Here is a 16067-nt window from a genome sequence, read left to right as displayed (position 1 = left end):
CGCTCAGCCCTTGACCGACACGCCGCGCAGGCGCACCAGACCGTCGGCGGAAGGCGTGAAGCCCTGCACCTTCTTCGACAGCACGAACGGCCACGGTTGCGCGTACAGATAGACGATGGGGTCGTCGTCGGCGAGGATCTTGCCGGCGGCGTCGTAGTCCGTCTTGCGCTCGGCCGAGGTGAGCCGCGTGCGCGCGTTATCGAGCAGCGAGTCGACCTGCTGGTTGCAGTAGTGCGCGTAGTTCAGGTTGCCCGCGCAGGTGTTGAACTGATGCAGGTTGCCGTCCGGGTCGACGCGGCCCGACCAGCCCGTGTACATCGCCTCGAAATCGCCGCTATGTCCGGCGTTCAGCTCGGTCGCGTAGTCGCTCGGGCGCAGCTTCAGCGTGATGCCGGACTCGCTCAGCATGGCCTGAAGCATCTGCGTGATCTGGCTCGCGACCGTGTTATTCGGGTACGCGAACTCGACGGTCGGATGCTCTTGCCCTGCCGCTTTCAGCAACGCCTTCGCCTTGGCGACGTCGCGCTTCGTGGTCGGCAGCGATGCGTTGTAGTACGGGCTCGACTTCGGAATGCCCTGGTTGGCCGGCGAGAAAATGCCCGCGCCGATCACCTGATCGATGGCGTCGCGATCGATCGACAGCTCGAACGCCTGGCGCACGCGCTTGTCCTTCAGCGGATTGTTGCCGCGCGGCCCGTTGTTGATGTTGAAGGTCACGTAGTAGAAGCCGAGGCCCGTCACCGGCTTGAACTGCACGTTCGCGTCGCCCTTGACCGATGCGACATCGGAAGGCGCGAGACGCTCGAGCATATCGAGCGAGCCCGAACGAAGATTCGCCAGACGCACGGTGCTGTCGGGAATCGGCTGGAACACGACGCGCTGGATCGGGTACTTGTCCGCGTCCCAGTAGCCCGCGAACTTCTCCAGCACGACGCGATCGTTCTGCACGCGCTGCACAAATTTGTACGGACCCGAGCACACAGGATGCGAGCCGACGCCAGCGGCATCGGCGAGCGTCTTCGGCGCGAGCATCATGCCTGCGCGGTCGGACAGGGTTGCCAGCAGCGCGGCGTCCGGCTGCTTCAACACGATCTTCACGGTGCTGTCGTCGACCACATCGACGTGATCGATCGACGACAGCTCGCTCTTGCGGTTGCTGGTCGGCAGACTGCTATAGCGGTCGAGATTCGCCTTCACGGCGGCCGCATTGAACGGCTCGTCGTTCTGGAACTTCACGCCCTGCCGCAGCTTGAAGGTCAGGGTCTTGCCGTCGGGACTCGTCGTCCACGACGTGGCGAGCATCGGCACGATCTTCAGGTCCGGCGACACATCGACGAGCGAATTGCACAGCGATGCGAACACGATACGGTCGACGAACTGCACGCTGCGGGCCGGATCGAGCGAGCCGATATCGTCCTGCAAGCCAATGCGGATGGTGCTCTGGGCCATCGCGGCGGAGGCGCCCATTGCGAGCGCGGCGGCAATCAACATTCTTCGCATGCGTTATGTCCTTGTTGCAGTTCGGGTTGCCATCAGAGGTTGTGCTATGGGTTCGCGTTCGCTGTCAGCGCTGCCTGCTTCTCGCGGTAGATCGCAAGGCGCTCGTTCAGCTTCGTGCTGACGCTCGCGGCGAGTGGCGCGCCGCCGCCCGCGTTCTGCACGTCGCGCCAGAAATGACAGGCGACCTGCCGCCCGCCCGGTAGCGTTTCGGCAAGCGGACGCTCCTGCGAACAGCGCGGCTTCGCATGCGGACAGCGCGTATGAAAACGGCAGCCCGGCGGCGGCGCGGTCGGGCTCGGCAGATCGCCTTGCAAGGCGGGCTTCGTGCGCCGCTCATGCGGGCTGCTGGCGGGAATCGCGCGCAACAGCGCCTGCGTGTACGGATGCAGCGGCGCGTCGAACAGTTCGTCGACCTGCGCCAGCTCGACGATTTCGCCGAGATACATCACGGCAACGCGGTCGCTCATGTGCCGGATCACGGCGAGATCGTGCGCGGCCATGACAAGCGTGAGGCCGAGTTCCGCCTTCAGCGATTCAAGCAGATTGATGACCTGCGCCTGCACGGATACATCGAGCGCCGACACTGGCTCGTCGCCGACAATCAGCTTCGGCTCGCCGGCCAGCGCGCGCGCAATGCCGATGCGCTGCCGCTGCCCGCCCGAAAACTCATGCGGATAGCGCTCCGCATACGCGGGCTGCAGGCCGACTTTGCTCAACAGTTGCGCAACGCGCTCGCGGCGCTCATACGCATTGCGAACGAGACCATGAAACGCCACCGGCTCGCCGATGATCTGCCCGATCGTCATGCCCGGATTCAGCGACGCGAACGGGTCCTGAAAAATGATCTGCATCTCGCGGCGCAAGCGGCGCAGCTTCGCGCCTTGCCAGTGCGTGATGTCTTCGCCCTGATAGAGCACACGGCCCTGTGTCGCGTCGATCAGGCGCAGCAGCAGACGGCCGAGCGTCGACTTGCCGCATCCCGATTCGCCGACGATCGCAAATGTCTCGCCCGTCTGCACGGCGAACGACACTTCATTGACGGCATGCACGGTCGGCGTGCGCGCGAACATCTGCCGCTCGCCGCCGAAGCGTTTGGTCAGCGCGCTCGCTTCGAGGATGGGTGTCGCGATGTGCTTCAGGCTCGTCATGTCAGCTCCTTCTGCTGCACCGGCTCGACGAGTTGTTCGACAGGCGCGAGCCAGCATGCGACGCGATGCTCGCCCGAAAGCGTCCGGTCGGGCGGTGCGGCGTCGATGCAGCGCTGCTCCGCGAACGGGCAGCGCGGCGCGAAGCGGCAGCCGCGCGGCATCTGCTCGGGCGAAGGCACCGAGCCGCGAATTGTCGCGAGCGACCCTTCGCGCTTGCCGACGGACGGAATCGCGCCCATCAGGCCGATCGTGTACGGATGCTGCGGATCGTCGAACAGATCGGCGACCGTGCCGTATTCAACGATCCTGCCCGCATACATCACGGCGACATGATCCGCGACTTCGGCGACCACGCCGAGGTCGTGCGTGATCAGCAGCATCGCCGTGCCCGTCTCCGCCTGAAGCGTGCGCACGAGCGACAGCACTTGCGCCTGGATGGTCACGTCGAGCGCGGTGGTCGGCTCGTCGGCGATCAGAAGACGCGGGCTGTTGGCAAGCGCCATCGCGATCATCACGCGCTGGCGCATGCCGCCCGACAGTTGATGGGGGAAAGTGTCGAGCCGCGTTTCGGGGGCGGGAATATGGACGAGGCGCAGCATCTTCAGTGCTTCTTCGCGCGCCTCAGCGCGGCTGACGCCGCGATGCCGCCGGATGCTCTCGCCAATCTGCTCGCCGATCGTATAGGCGGGATTGAGCGAGGTCATCGGCTCCTGGAAGATCATCGACATCCGGTTGCCGCGAATGTCGGTCAGCTCGCGCTCGGACAGCGCGAACAGATCCATGCCTTCGAAATGCGCAGTGCCCGCGACGCGCCGCGCGGGCGGACTCGCGAGCAATCCCATCAGCGCCAGCGACGTGACGCTCTTGCCGCAGCCCGACTCGCCGACCATGCACAGCGTCTCGCCTGCATGAACGGGAAAAGAGACGTTATCGACGACATTGGGCACATCGGGCGCGTTCGAAAACTTCAACGAGAAGCCGCGTACATCGAGAACGGGTTGGCGTTCAGCACCGGTCATGCCTGGGTACTCCGCATCGTGTTGCTCGTCCTTGCAGATCGTCATCGAACGATCATACTGGCGCCCCTCGCACAAAAAATATTAAACTTTCTTTTCGATACTTAAGTTTTTCTCATGAGTCGATCGTAAGATCGATCGTGAATCCCAGATCCGGAACCGCCCATGCCGACGCTTCGCATGTTGAAAACCTTCAAGGCCGTTGCACGCACCGGCTCGTTCTCGGCCGCCGCCGACAAAGTTGCGCTGACGCAGGCCGCCGTCAGCCTGCAGATGCGCGGACTCGAAGAGGCGTTGGGGCGGCAGCTGTTCGATCGCAGAGGGCGACAGATTACGTTGACGCAGCACGGTCAGGCGATCTGGCCAAAGGTCGAGCAGATTCTCGATCTGCTCGCCGAACTGGAGGGCAAACCGGCTGACGCGATGGAAGGGCCTGTCACGATCGGCGCGGTGGTGTCGGTGATTGGTGCGCTATCGCTGGCCGTCGCGCGGCTGAAGGCAGCTCATCCTCGGCTCGACGTGCGGCTGCTGTCGGCGCGCTCGGACGAACTGGCAAACATGGTGGAAGTAGGCGAAGTGGACGTCGCCGCCGTAGTCGCGCGCGCAGACGAGAGGCTGCCCGACACGCTCAAATGGACCAAGCTCTATACGGAGCCGATGATGCTGGTGGTGAGCCGCGACGTCGCCGACAACGATCCGCAGCGCATCCTGCGCAGCCACGGCTTTCTGCGTTTCGACCGGCGCGTGCGCACCGGCCAGGTCGTCGAACAGGCGCTGGAGAAAGCGGGCTTGATGGTCAACGAGTATCTCGAACTCAATTCGATCGAAACGATCGTCGCGCTGGTGCGCGAGAAGGTCGGCGTCGCGGTGCTGCCGCTGCTGATACGCGGTAACTGGCTGAACGACCCGTTATTGCGCGTGATCCCGATTTCCAGCCCGCCGACGCTGCGCACGGTCGGCATGGTGCAACGCGCGTCGGACGACCGCAAGGCGCTGATGCGCGAGATCGTCGATACGCTGCAAGCGATGCCGCGCGAAAGAGCGTGACGCGCAGCTAAAAGGCGGAACGCCTAACCTTCCATCATCCGCATCGGCGAAGCGACGCGGCCGCGGCCTGCGTGTTTCGCTTCATAGAGCTGGCGGTCGGCGGCATCGATCAGCTCGGTGGGCTGCGAGTCATCAGTCGGCATCAGCGTCGCGACACCCGCCGAGATCGTGACCGTCTCCGCGCAGCCCGAATCGAGATGCTCGAGCTTGAGCGCGCGCACGGCCTCTTCCATGCGCATCGCGAGACGTGTCGCCGCTTCGAGCGGCGTGTTCGGCAGCAGGCAGGCGAACTCCTCGCCGCCATAGCGGCCGACGGTGTCGTAAGGTCGGCGCAGCGTTTCCGTCAGCCGTTTAGCGACGGTTTGCAGACAGCGGTCGCCCGCCTGATGTCCGTAACGGTCGTTGTAACGCTTGAAGTAATCGACATCGACCATCACCAGCGACAGCGGCGCCGATTCGCGCAGGCAGTGCCGCCAGCTCGCGTCGAAATCCTCCTCGAATTTGCGCCGGTTGCCGACGCCCGTCAGTCCGTCGACGAGCGCGATCGAGCGCAGCACGTCGCCCTGCATTTTCAACGACAGATGTGCGCGCACCCGCGCGCGCACGATGGCCGGCTTGACCGGTTTCGTGATGAAGTCGACGGCACCGAGCGACAGGCCGTACTCTTCGTCGGCTTCGTTGGTCTGCGCGGTGACGAAGATGATGGGAATCGTGTGCGTCAGCGGATCGGCCTTCAGGCGACGGCATACTTCGTGGCCGTCCATGCCGTCCATCACGACATCGAGCAGGATCACGTCAGGCATCACCTTGTGGCACAGCTCGATGGTCTGCGCGCCGCTGGTCGCCATGAACACGTCGCAGTCGTCCTTGAAGAGGGCATGCAGCGCGCGAACGTTTATGGGCTGATCGTCAGCGATGAGCACCTTCGGACGCCGCGTAAAGGTGTGGGCCCAGTCTCCGGGGATGTGTTCTAGCATGTCAGGTTATCCAGCATCTCACGGGTGCTCGCGGCAGCCGTGACGAAATCGAGCGCTTCGATCTCGGCGAGCAGCCGGTCGAAGCGCGGCTGCAACGCCGACGGCACATGCGGCGCGAGCGTTTCGGCGAGATCGAGCGCTTCCAGATTGGACGACTCCAGCCGTTCGAGCAAACGGCCAAGCCGCTCGCGATATTCGTCCGTCTGCATCTGCACGGCGCCCGCCGCTTGCGCGCTCTGCTTGCTGCCGAACACGACACGCAACCGCGCAACGCTATCGAGCAGCAAACGTTCGAGGCTGTCCACATCGACGTGCGAGACGGATGCCGCTGCTTGGCCCTCGTCCGCGTCGTCCGCTTCGATCACGCGATGTTCGAGCGCCGCCGCGGTATCGGCGAGCGCCGTGGCGCCCATCGTTCCCGCGCTGCCCTTGATCGCATGCAGCAGCGCCGCGCTGCGTCCCGTGCCGCCCTGCTCCGCTTCGTCGCGCAAGCCGTCGAGATGCCGCTCCATTTCGCTCACGAACACGCCGAGCGCCTTGCGGATCAGGTCTTCACTGCCGCCAAAACGCCCGACGATCGATTCCTTTCGTTCGAGCAATTCGCTCGCCACGGGTTCATCGCCGGCGTGTGAGATCGCCGTAGACTCCGGCGCCGCACTTGCTCGCGTATGGGCCAGCAATGCGTTGACCAGTTGCGCGACGTCGATCGGCTTGCCGACATGGTCGTTCATGCCCGCCGCGAGACACGCGTCGCGGTCCGCGCGTGTCGCGTTCGCCGTCATCGCGATGATCGGCAGCGACGCGAAGCGGCCGTGCGAGCGAATGAGCCGCGTCGCTTCGAGACCGTCGACATCCGGCATCTGCATGTCCATCAACACCGCGTCGAACACGCGCGTGCCCGTCAGCACCTTCTCGACGCCTTCGAGCCCGCTTTCGGCGAGCGCCACCTGCGCACCCTCGCGGCTCAACAAGCCTTCAGCCACTTCGCGGTTCAGCGGATTGTCTTCGACGACCAGCAGCGTGAGGCCAGCCAGCCGTCCGGCGCCCGCAGGCGCTTGCGCCGAGGTTCGTTTCGTGTGGGTCGCCTTCTGGCCCGTCAGCACGCGCTGCACGGTCTGCGCAAGCTGCTTCGGCGTGACGGGCTTCGTAACGAAGGCATCGAACGGCATGTCGTCGGATTCCTGCGCGGCGGCGAGCACTTCCTGGCCGTACGCGGTGATCATCACGATAGCGGGCGTGCTGCGGCCCGCGCGCGCTTCGTCGATCCGCCGCGCCGCCGCCAGACCGTCGAGATCGGGCATGCGCCAATCGAGCAGGATCACGTCGTAGCCTTCGTTCTCGCGCTCCGCGGCGCTCGTCAGCTTGACGGCCGAAATGCCGCCCGGCACCACGTCTGCTTCCCAGCCAAGCGCGCGCGCCGTGCGCGACAGCACTTCGCGTGCGATGCCGTTATCGTCGGCGACGAGCACGCGCAAGCGCCGGTCGCGCGGCTGATAAAGATCGAAGTGGTCCACGGGCACAACGTCGCTGACGCCGAGATTGATGTCGAACCAGAAACGGCTGCCCTTGCCGAATTCGCTCGCTACTTCGAGCTTGCCGCCCATCAGTTCGACGAGCCGCTGGCTGATCGCCAGGCCAAGCCCGGTGCCACCGAAACGGCGCGTGGTCGATACTTCGGCCTGGCTGAAGCCTTCAAAAATCTGCGTGAGCTGCGTCTCGCTGATGCCGATGCCGCTGTCCGTCACCGCGATGCGCACGCGCACGCCGCTATCGAGCCGCGACAGCAGCGTAAAGCTGACGACCACCTGCCCTTTGATCGTGAACTTGAGCGCGTTGCCCGCGAGGTTCACGAGCACCTGTTGCAGCCGCAAGCTGTCGCCGATCACGACGGGCGGCAGGTCGGGGCTGATATCGAACAGGACTTCGACCTCCTTGTCGTACTGGTTGCCCGACAGCACGACGCCGAGATCCTGCATCAGCGGCTCGATTTCGAACGTATGCGTGTCGAGTTGGAGCTTGCCGGCTTCGATCTTCGAGTAATCGAGAATGTCGTTGAGCAAGCCGAGCAGCGACTTCGCCGCCGTTTCGGCCTTGACGACATAGCCGCCCTGCCGCTCGTTGAGTCCCGTCGATTGCACGAGATCGAGCATGCCGAGCACCGCGTTCAACGGTGTGCGGATTTCGTGGCTCATGTTCGCGAGGAACGCCGACTTCGCTTCATTCGCCGCGTCGGCCTGCTGCTTCGCGTCGCGCAGCCGAAGCTCGATATTGCGCGGCTCGGTGACGTCGTGATTCACGCCCGTCATGCCGACCGGTTTGCCCGATACGTCGCGCTGCACGGTGAAGGTGGTCTGGATATGGCGGATTTCGCCGTCGGGCAGCACGATCCGGTAAAGCGGCAGATGGATGTGCTTCGCCGTGATCTCGCCGGCAAACGCAGCTTCCAGTTTTTCGACGGCGGGCGCGCGGTCTTCTTCGTACACGCGCGACAGCCAGTGCTCGAAGCGCAGACCTTCGGCAGGTGTCGACGCGTAGCCGAAAATCTCGAACATGCGGGTGTTCCAACGCAGCGCGTCGCTCGCAAACTCCCACGACCAGATACCCAGCTCGGCGATATCGGCGGCCAGCAGCAACTGGTCGCGCGCTTCCGACAACTCAGCGCGCTCGCGAATCTGCTCGGACATATCCGTGATCACGCAGACGAAACGGCGCTCGCCGCCCGTCACCATTGTCCCCGTCGACACATGGATGGGGAACTCGCTGCCGTCCTTGCGCAAGCCGGCCAGCTCGCATTCGCTGGCGATCTCGCGTGCGTCCTTGTCGACGTTCTCGGCGAACTGCGACGCATAGCGGGTGAACAGCTCGTTGACCGTGGCCGACACGAGTACGCGCACATCCTTGCCGGCGATCTCGCGTTCCGTATAGCCGAAGGCCTTCTCGCCCGCCGGGTTGAGCGTCAGGATCACGCCCGAGCGGTCGAGCGTGATGATGGGATTGACGGCTGTGTCGAGAATCGCGCGCGTCGTTTCGAGACTCGCGGCCAGCTTGCGCTCGATGCGCGTGCGCGCGTTCGCGTTGCGCACCAGCCGCCAGCCGAATACGGCGAGCATCAGCACGAGCACGGTCGTGCCCGCCGCATGCCATAACGTGTCCGACCACCATGGCGCGAGGATTTCGTCCTGCGCGAGCGCGGCGGCGACGAAGAGCGGGTACTGGCTCAGATTGCGCACGCTGTTCAGGCGCGTCACGCCGTCCTGCGCCGACTTCGACACGAAGCGGCCCGCTTCGCCCGACTGCTGATGCACCTTGAATAGCATCGTGTCGACGACGTTCTTGCCGATGAAGCGCGTTTCGAACGGACGGCGCACGATCATGATGCCGTTGTCCGCGACGAGCGCGACGGCGCCGTATCGGCCGATATCGAGGCTGTCGTAGAAGCGCGTGAAGAACTCGATGTCGATGGTCGCGAGCGCGACGCCGGCGAACTGGCCGTCCGGACCGTCGATGCGGCGCGACACGGGGACGATCCATTTCCCCGTCGAACGGCTTTTCACGGGCATGCCGATGTGCGGGCCACGGTCGGCGTGCGTGCGGTGATAGACGAAATATTCGCGGTCGGCGTTGTTGAAGGTCGTGACGAGCGTGGGCTGCGAGTTCGCGAGCCATTTGCCGTCGCGGTCGTAGAGATACAGGCCGTTGAGTTGAGGCAGCTCCGCCACGCTCTGCACGAACAGGCGATGCAGCCGGTCGAGCGCGGCAGGGCTCACGCCGTCATGCTCGACGCGCTCCACGACGCCGACCAGCGTGGTGTCGGCCTGCTTGATGGTGTCGTCGGCGTGCTGCGCCATGGCGCGGGCGAGGTTCGCGGCCGCGACGGACATTTCCTCCATCTGGTCCTGACGCGACGTGACGCTGCGCCATACGTCACTGCCGATCAGCAGCGCGCATACGACGACGAGGAACAACGTCACCCGGATGGGAAGCGAGATCCGACTGAAAACACGACTGGCCAAGCGAAGTCTCCGACATGCTTACCGCATCATTTGAAGGTGGCCTACCGGCATTTCTTGCCTGTATTGGCGTAGCAATCGCTGAAAAACGCGCGAAACGACGGCTACGCACGCAAGGACAGTGCCTTGGTGCCTGATGTCGAGACTACCTTGACTTTCCGGTTAACGACAATGGTCTGAGGTTCTTTAAGAAGGCGGGTTTGGGAATTCAAGCGAAAAATGGCGGAATGGTCAGTTTTTTCTTTAAAGCAAGAGACGTCAACTATCGCTTTAATTGTTTGGTAAAGCCCTGTTTTTGATCCAATTTACACCGCATTCTCACGTAAAGCTCTTCGTCCTTGTCCCACCATATGGACAATCCAAAATATTTTTCAATGTTGATTTTGTTGAAGGTCAGTCCAATCTGTTCCAAGTAAACGGCGGCCTCCCGCATAATGCGGCCCTTTGCAAGTAAGCGGCGCCAACCGCTCCTCTTTCGGCGCGCCCGATATCTGGCCGCGACTTCGGCAGCCTCACGAGGGTAATGGCTGCGGAACCATTCTTCGGATACGCCCGCTCGTGACACCAAGTTCGCCAAACTCAAAGAAGGATCAGACAACATCAATTCCGCCACTTCGCCTTGCGAAAGATCCCTCGGTTTCCTCGGTGACCAGCGCTCCTGAATCTTATATCTCTCCTTCGGCGACACCACTGCTGGTGTGGTCTTGCCACGGAGTATGTCGAGTGCGTTGACTCCCGTCGAACTCGACAATGCTAGCAAGAACTGCAGACCGAAACGTCTTCCAGATTCGAACCCGTAGTGAAAGCTCCGATCATTTATCCCGAAAAACCGTGCGGTGGCGTTCAGGCTCCCCCAGCGCGAAATAGCAATTCTCCGCATTGCCGCTTTCATCACGCCCGGATCAAAGCACTCGCCACGCGTCGCAGCCGACACAAGCTCACCTACCTGATTTGCGACCCAATCCTGCATGTTAGTTGCGCGTCGTACCGATCTATTCGAACACTTGAAGCCAATTGATCCACAACGACGACATACACCCGGAACATAGCAGCGATCCACGACAGGCACCCAGCGATCTGCCGCGTATCCGCATTCCGAACTGATGAGTTGGACGTGATGTACAGGGCACGCTTCGACCGGCGCGATGCACCAAATGATCGGATACCAAGCGTTAGGAAAAGGGTGCTCCATCACGCAAATTGGACAGTGACGGTTCATCGTCACATCTACGCATCTTAAAAAATTAATCGAGTGGTCAAAGGCACTCAGGGTACACAATGCCGCTTCCGGGCGCCCCGTAGCTTCGGCAACGAGTGAAACTGTGCGACTACTAAACAGCGAAGATCGGAGAGACTCTGGCGTATCAAACAAAAATGGGTGCTCAGAGGGACGAAGAGTCTTGCTAAGATATTTCATCAAGGCCGCATAGGTTACCGTATGAGCAACCGCAAGACGGTGCAGCAAACTATCAAGGCACTCGCACTGACTTGTACCAATGCCGTTAGGTAGCAATGGATACAGTAATGTCCGGATGATTGACGGCTCAACTAGAACTGACATCTTAGCCCCTTCGTTGAACACTATTACTCGCTCTAGCTGCTTAGCAGTCGAGCATTTTGCGAAATCAGGTACGACCTAATCCAGCTCCGCTGGCTTTCCAAATTTCCAATCAGACATTTTGTTTCCATCATTTATATATCAACAGCTTCAGCATATAATAAATCCCACGAAATAAGTAACCCCACTTCTAAAGATATCACTTGAAATATCCATCAATTCAACGACCTCACGGAGTCATCAGATTAATCATCGTATCGATCATACCATCTGGCAGTGCGACCTTTCCGTATCCCATTTCAGCTAGCTTTTTTTCACCTGCCTCAACCTCTTTTCGTATAGCATTGATGGCAATTGCATCCTTTAGAGAACGCTTGACAAACGATTTCTCCCACCTACCACCATTTTTCAATTGCAATTCTAATGCATTTATCATAAATTCCTTTAACAATCCAAATATTCCAAGCGTTGCATCTAGTAAAATTTCGCGCGCGGCATAAAAATCCGGACAATAATCTAATGGCCAACGAGCCTGTAATTTCCGAATCCCATTGCCAAAATTATCAATATCTTCTTTATTCTTAATTACATTGCCATTATTATCAACCATCTCTGCATGATACCTATCAAAATACACGAGTCCGCCTCGCCGCGCGACCTGTCCATATGAAGCCACCAAACTTAAAAGATCATAGCCTCCAATAAGTAGAAGTTGGCACGAGGCTGCATCCGCTAAACTCTTGAATGCATCCATCACAGTGTCAGGGTCACCGATTCGCAGGAAATGTAATACCTCATCAAATGCAAGAAGTAGAGTTCCGCGGTTTCTTAACATGCTTATTACCGCTTCACGTAACGAATCCAACGCCCCCTTTGATGATGATTGGACGGTTTTCAGCCGCCCATCTCGAATATATGATGCTCGCTTTATGTCGATAAGCGGTTCGTGCCCCCCAACCAGAACCCGACGATAGACGCCACTCCACGAGATAGTGCGTGGGCCAAGAGCTGGCGCCTTGATCATAATAAAGGGGATTTTCCCTGTGTCAGATGATCTGAATTCGGCCCCCAAGAAGTACTCGCTGAAGGAGGCTTTCCCCGCGCCAGTCGGTCCTATCAAAATAATGATTCGCTCCTCCTTGAAATCACCTAGGCGACGTTTGACCATCTTCTCTACATAATTCAATTTCGTATGAGTGACTTGAAGCGAGAAAAAATAGCGTAACTTTTCCTTAGCGCTCAACGCGTACACTTGCTCCCTACTCAAACGCGCATATCGAATGCGATCCTCGAACGATATTTCACGGGCGAGCTTAGAGAAATCCTGTGCGTCCATCTGGTTCACTCCATGTATCTTCGGACGGGCTCTTCGTCAGTGGCGAGACATCGAGCGCATCCCGTACCTCCGATGCAGAAGAAGTGCGAAAGATCGCCGCGCGCCTATCTACGCCTATTGCCGGAGGCACTCTCAATTCAACAGGAATCGTTCGCGCCATCGTCATATTCAATCGACCGTATACGAAGCCAATAACTTGACGTTGCTGCGCCAGTTTCTCATCAAATACCAACCGATCCGAAGATGCCACCATTCGCCGTACTTGCTTGACCGTGTTTCTCGCGCGTCGCGCTGCCAACTGGTTAAAGCGGGCAGCAGTGCGCATAGCCTGCGCGACTTCACAACGCTGTCGTCCACAGTATGGCTCAACGCTACGCCTGATCGCAGTCAGCCACTTTTTACCTGTATTAACGTAAATAACGTTTGTACACCATTCCTCGACACGAACCTCCAAACGCTGCCCACCCAGACTCGACATGTCAGAGTGCCAGTAGTAATCCCCAGTTTCCCAGATACCTCTATGGGGATGAACCTTATGCCTGTGTTGTGGTGGGTAACTGCTAGTTAGCAAGAGAAGATTTTCGTCAAACGCGACTGTCAGGTGCTCGCGAGAGCCTGACTCTTGCAGACGGATACTCTCAAACTCCAGCGGCGTCATCCCAAGCCGCGGATGCACTACGGTTGGCCTCGTCTGAAAAAGATAGAACTCAAGCGCTTCATAGAGGCTCTCAAATTTCCACCTTCGCCGCTCATTGGGGAGTTGCACTAGCGAAATTGCTCGTGGCTGCTTGAGTAGAATCGAACTACCCTCTAAGCCGTTGATAAACTCATCTTCTGTGACACCGAAAAGGCTCTCTATCGGTCCACCACCACGCGGCTTGTTCGTCGCACGGTAGCGCACGTCGATACCTAGCATGTCGCAGAAAGATTTGAAAGCGCCACTCTTGAACTCTGCGGCGCCGTCGACCACAACGATTCTCGGGAGGCGATTCCAGCGACGAACATAGTCGCGCAGGATCATCAACGCAGCTAATTGTGACGGGGCCCTCATGTCGAGATACATCGCACGCGCGACCGGAACGTGTCCATCACGTCCACAGGTTAGCCAAGGCTTGCCCCAATCCTCATTGTACGGGCCGTCAACGAAGAGGTTTATCTGGGTGTGGTCGATGTAGAGCAACTCGTGGGGGAAGAGACCGTGTACCGGCTCACGGATGTCGAGGTAGAGGGGAATGTCTGCCGCTTGATACTCTGCTCGTATGCCTCCGCGAGTCCTTCGGTTGCCGTATTTTTCGACCCTTAGAAGAAATGTAGGAAGCGACATCGGAAGAACAGTCTCAACTTCACACCGGGCGACGTAATGCCTGAACGCCTTATTCGCGCTAGGCGCATCGGGTCCGTTATAGTAAGTCTCTATTTCTTGCTTCGCGAGTTGCTCTGTATCAGGTGGCAGACGCGGGGCACGGCTTCCTTTGTCTGAATCTCGCCCCCCCAGTGCAACGAATGCGTCCAACAGCGTCGGCGCGTTCTTTACAATACGGACGGCACGGCGCGTGGTCGACGCCGATCCAGCGGCAGTCCCGGAAAGGACGGCCTTCAGCTTCATGGTTGCCTTTTCCATCTCCGACCGGCTCATGTCACTGATTTGATGCCTTTTTTGTCTCTCGACTAACGCCGCTCGCTCTGCCGGTGATGCCTGTTGGGCGTATAGCAATTCAGCCTCTTCGGCCGGCAACGTCATCTGATGCCCATCAGCGCTGAAAAAGAGATACTCTGCACGCTCTCCTCTTGTTGAGAGGATTACTTCCCATTCCCTCCCTCCGTATTGCATTCGGCTGCCCAACTTGAGGATGCCGATTCCTGGCAAAGGCAACGGGAAAGCAAGAGGCTGATCTGATGCATCCCAGAGTAACCGATACGCTTTCTCCGTTTCTGCATCCGCGAAAAGATAAAGATTATCGAGATCACCAATTCGAGTAGCGAAGAGGTCGACCGAGAATATGTCCTGCACAATTGCAGACATAATCACGTCTGCCGAAATCCTATGCTTCTCTAATAACTCACGATACGATACGGGCCCGTCCTGAAGGATGTTTCGCAAAGTCTGCCGTGTGTCCGACTCGAGCAACGGCGCGCGCTCATCAAAATACGCGTCCAAATAACGCAATTCGTGGGATATCACGACTTGTTCGCAACACATGGTGTAAGCCGATCCTGGCGCTTAGCGTTTCCAATTCTCGATCGTGCCAACAATCATGCTCATCGCGGTAGATGCGCCCAACTTTCACCCAGCGCTCGCAATCTCTTTTCACGGCTGCAAGCAGGTGACATTCCTCACGCCAGTCTTCTAGGAAGGGTTCATCGGCAAGTACTAGATAGTTGACGGTATGCTGATTGCGATTGACGACACGATTATGTTCGTCGTGAGTGTCCACCGTGAACGTATGGACATTGGCATAGTACTCCAACACGCTATTGTCGTACTCGTGCCACTTCGCAGCGCTGCCATTCAATGTCCGGCTTGTCGTTGGAATCGCACATCCGCCCATTTTACGGGATTGCACTCGCACGATTGACGCGCCGGGGCCGCGCCTTGTGACTTCGACGCCCGGGCCTCGCTCACGCGCACAGCGCATAAGCACGCGAGCTTCGCTAGTTAGTGAATGAGATGCGAGATACGCTTCGAATTCGTGATCACTTAGCATTCTAGAATTCGTTTGGAAATTAATAATGCCCAAAACCGCGACCGAATAATCAGAACGCAGATTTCATTTTAATACTTTTTATCATACAAATGAAACACCACAATATCGCCCAATCGATACCCTACACAACCTGAATTTAGACTTTAGTGCAAATCGGTACAATTTCAACAAAACTTTGGCCCAGTTATTCTAGTTATCTTGGTTATTCTGGTTATTCTGGTTATTCTGGTTATTCTGGTTATTCTGGTTATCCTGGTTATCCTGGTTATCCTGGTTATCCTGGTTATCCTGGTTATCCTGGTTATCCTGGTTATCCTGGTTATTCTGGTTATCTACTTGGTGATTGAGCGAGACTCACGACCGGGGCCGCACCAATGGGTGACATACAAGACTAACGAAATACGGCGGGATCAGGCCGTGATAAGGCGCGGGTTATCGCGGCAACGGACGCATCGTCATCAAAGCTAGTCAGCGAAAAAGCAACAGCCGAGAAACGCCGCCGTTCGCAATGCAGGCAGTAAACTGTAGGCGTGCATGTCGCTTTCGTCGCCGCCGCCATGACAAGGCCCATGCAGCAGCAAACGGCCTCCTTTCCGGACCATGTGACTTTGTAGCCGGGACCGCCGCAGCGCGCACGCAAGTCTGACGGAGACCTTGTTTGTCGATGCGCGAGAACATCCATGATTGGAAACCGCGTAATGAGCACGTCCCTGACTAAGGCACTCGCAGCGGCCCGGCAACGCGGAAGAGATCGCGCGATTGCTGTGTTC

11 protein-coding genes and 1 pseudogene are annotated in these 16067 nt (G+C 59.1%); 2 read left to right on the top strand and 10 right to left on the bottom strand.

The features are described from left to right. Window positions 1–3: 3 nt before the first annotated feature. Genes SB822_RS36795 through SB822_RS36785 form a run of 3 tightly spaced genes read right to left on the bottom strand, consistent with a single transcriptional unit; the run spans window position 4 to window position 3667 of the window. Window positions 4–1500 (bottom strand): ABC transporter substrate-binding protein, encoded by a 1497-nt coding sequence (locus tag SB822_RS36795; RefSeq protein WP_007733728.1) that lies wholly within the window; start codon window positions 1498–1500, stop codon window positions 4–6. 44 nt (window positions 1501–1544) lie between these two features. Further along, entirely contained in the window at window positions 1545–2648 is a 1104-nt protein-coding gene (locus SB822_RS36790) for an ABC transporter ATP-binding protein (protein ID WP_410856886.1), read from the bottom strand. Continuing rightward, the gene (locus SB822_RS36785) at window positions 2645–3667 is read right to left on the bottom strand and encodes an ABC transporter ATP-binding protein (RefSeq protein ID WP_410856885.1); all 1023 of its coding nucleotides are present in this window, start codon (window positions 3665–3667) and stop codon (window positions 2645–2647) included. The genes SB822_RS36790 and SB822_RS36785 overlap by 4 nt, the downstream gene beginning before the upstream one ends. A gap of 162 nt (window positions 3668–3829) precedes the next feature. Between SB822_RS36785 and SB822_RS36780 the strand changes: the two genes are divergently transcribed. After that, window positions 3830–4711 (top strand): LysR family transcriptional regulator, encoded by an 882-nt coding sequence (locus SB822_RS36780; RefSeq protein WP_007733723.1) that lies wholly within the window; start codon window positions 3830–3832, stop codon window positions 4709–4711. Window positions 4712–4734: 23 nt separating this feature from the next. On the opposite strand, the gene SB822_RS36775 is transcribed toward SB822_RS36780, so the two are convergent. The 7 genes and pseudogenes from SB822_RS36775 to SB822_RS36745 form a co-directional block, all read right to left on the bottom strand. Further along, the gene (locus tag SB822_RS36775; RefSeq protein ID WP_410856884.1) at window positions 4735–5688 is read right to left on the bottom strand and encodes a diguanylate cyclase domain-containing protein; all 954 of its coding nucleotides are present in this window, start codon (window positions 5686–5688) and stop codon (window positions 4735–4737) included. Then, a complete protein-coding gene (locus SB822_RS36770; protein ID WP_410856883.1) occupies window positions 5682–9701 on the bottom strand; it encodes a response regulator in 4020 nt (1339 codons plus the stop codon). Before SB822_RS36770 ends, SB822_RS36775 begins: the two co-directional genes overlap by 7 nt. 259 nt (window positions 9702–9960) lie before the next feature. Beyond that, on the bottom strand, window positions 9961–10668 hold the full coding sequence (locus tag SB822_RS36765; RefSeq protein WP_410856928.1) for a hypothetical protein: 708 nt from the start codon (window positions 10666–10668) through the stop codon (window positions 9961–9963). A 147-nt stretch (window positions 10669–10815) separates the two neighbouring features. Then, window positions 10816–11259, bottom strand: a pseudogene (locus SB822_RS36760) (TniQ family protein); the annotation flags it as partial. Window positions 11260–11485: 226 nt separating this feature from the next. Continuing rightward, entirely contained in the window at window positions 11486–12592 is a 1107-nt protein-coding gene (locus SB822_RS36755; RefSeq protein WP_410856882.1) for an AAA family ATPase, read from the bottom strand. Continuing rightward, window positions 12570–14750: a hypothetical protein gene (locus tag SB822_RS36750; RefSeq protein WP_410856881.1), complete on the bottom strand. Its 2181-nt coding sequence runs from the start codon at window positions 14748–14750 to the stop codon at window positions 12570–12572. Before SB822_RS36750 ends, SB822_RS36755 begins: the two co-directional genes overlap by 23 nt. Continuing rightward, on the bottom strand, window positions 14734–15297 hold the full coding sequence (locus SB822_RS36745; RefSeq protein ID WP_410856880.1) for a hypothetical protein: 564 nt from the start codon (window positions 15295–15297) through the stop codon (window positions 14734–14736). The genes SB822_RS36750 and SB822_RS36745 overlap by 17 nt, the downstream gene beginning before the upstream one ends. Before the next feature lie 146 nt (window positions 15298–15443). Between SB822_RS36745 and SB822_RS36740 the strand changes: the two genes are divergently transcribed. Continuing rightward, window positions 15444–15644, top strand: coding sequence for a hypothetical protein (locus tag SB822_RS36740; RefSeq protein WP_410856879.1), 201 nt, complete (start codon window positions 15444–15446; stop codon window positions 15642–15644). The last annotated feature ends 423 nt before the right edge of the window (window positions 15645–16067 follow it).

The organism is Paraburkholderia sp. SIMBA_054 (genome assembly GCF_046534875.1).
GTDB lineage: Bacteria > Pseudomonadota > Gammaproteobacteria > Burkholderiales > Burkholderiaceae > Paraburkholderia > Paraburkholderia hospita.
This window is presented reverse-complemented; position numbering and strand designations above follow the sequence as displayed.

What these genes read in the sequence shown, in the direction of transcription:
- SB822_RS36795 (WP_007733728.1), bottom strand. Translation starts at nt 1,500, where the DNA reads ATGCGAAGAATGTTGATTGCCGCCGCGCTCGCAATGGGCGCCTCCGCC.
- SB822_RS36790 (WP_410856886.1), bottom strand. Translation starts at nt 2,648, where the DNA reads ATGACGAGCCTGAAGCACATCGCGACACCCATCCTCGAAGCGAGCGCG.
- SB822_RS36785 (WP_410856885.1), bottom strand. Translation starts at nt 3,667, where the DNA reads ATGACCGGTGCTGAACGCCAACCCGTTCTCGATGTACGCGGCTTCTCG.
- SB822_RS36780 (WP_007733723.1), top strand. Translation starts at nt 3,830, where the DNA reads ATGCCGACGCTTCGCATGTTGAAAACCTTCAAGGCCGTTGCACGCACC.
- SB822_RS36775 (WP_410856884.1), bottom strand. Translation starts at nt 5,688, where the DNA reads ATGCTAGAACACATCCCCGGAGACTGGGCCCACACCTTTACGCGGCGT.
- SB822_RS36765 (WP_410856928.1), bottom strand. Translation starts at nt 10,668, where the DNA reads ATGCAGGATTGGGTCGCAAATCAGGTAGGTGAGCTTGTGTCGGCTGCG.
- SB822_RS36755 (WP_410856882.1), bottom strand. Translation starts at nt 12,592, where the DNA reads ATGGACGCACAGGATTTCTCTAAGCTCGCCCGTGAAATATCGTTCGAG.
- SB822_RS36745 (WP_410856880.1), bottom strand. Translation starts at nt 15,297, where the DNA reads ATGCTAAGTGATCACGAATTCGAAGCGTATCTCGCATCTCATTCACTA.